This window comes from Vibrio sp. 378 (assembly GCF_033339435.1).
This window is the reverse complement of record NZ_JAWOUO010001269.1, coordinates 1-507: the sequence shown is the minus strand read 5'-3', so window position 1 is coordinate 507 and position 507 is coordinate 1. Positions and strand designations below refer to the sequence as shown.

At 46.5% G+C, this 507-nt stretch carries 1 pseudogene; it reads left to right on the top strand.

Annotated elements, in window-relative coordinates:
• Positions 1–507: pseudogene (gene ushA / locus R7Q48_RS31500) on the top strand (bifunctional UDP-sugar hydrolase/5'-nucleotidase); the annotation flags it as partial.

Sequence of the window (507 nt, the reverse complement as noted above, 5' to 3'; positions counted from 1 at the left end):
CTAGCGCGTTCTCTTGAAGAAGGCCAACTAGATGCAATTATTGGTGGCCACTCACAAAACCCAGTATGTATGGAGCCGGGTACTAACGAATACGCAGACTTCAAACCAGGTGACGAGTGTGCTCCAGACCAACAAAACGGCACATACATCATGCAAGCGCATGAGTGGGGTAAATATGTTGGTCGTGCAGACTTCGAATACTACGATGGCAAACTACATCTAGCAAACTACGCTTTGATTCCAGTTAACCTAAAGGCAAAAGATGCGAACGGCGACTACCAATTCATCGCTGAAGAAATCAAGCCAGATGCTGTAGTTAAGCAAATTCTTCGTACTTACCAAGAGCAAGGTCAAGATCTGCTTGACGTTAAAGTATCTTCTACGGATGGCAAACTTGAAGGCGACCGCGATGTAGTTCGCTCACAGCAAACGAACCTTGGCCACCTACTAGGTGAAGCGTACCGTACATACGAGCTAGTGAAAGCAGACTTTGGTGTGATGAACTCC